This window comes from Chryseobacterium sp. SIMBA_038 (assembly GCF_046535115.1).
GTDB lineage: Bacteria > Bacteroidota > Bacteroidia > Flavobacteriales > Weeksellaceae > Chryseobacterium.
Map to the genome: position 1 here is coordinate 1 of NZ_JAWRXH010000319.1, position 251 is coordinate 251.

Here is a 251-nt window from a genome sequence, read left to right on the forward strand (position 1 = left end):
AAGCTTCCGGGTGCTGCGCCAGGCGCAGGCGAGCCTCGACGAACTCGCCGCCGGCGGCTTCCTCGACGAGGTGGCGCTTAGGGCGCTGCGCGGGCTCGTCGCGGCGCGGCGCTCGTTCCTCGTCGTCGGGGGCACCGGCGCGGGCAAGACGACGCTGGTCAAGGCGATCATGGGACTGCTGCCGTGCGTAAGTGGCAACGTCGTGTTTCAGGGGCAGTCCATCACCGGCCTGCGTACCCATGCGATTGCCC

Annotated in this window: 1 protein-coding gene; it reads left to right on the forward strand. The window is 70.5% G+C overall.

Translation table 11 applies throughout. From position 1 onward, the window contains the following. Positions 1 to 251: ATPase, T2SS/T4P/T4SS family (locus SB689_RS23730; protein WP_410694491.1), on the forward strand; the 251-nt coding region annotated here is incomplete at both ends.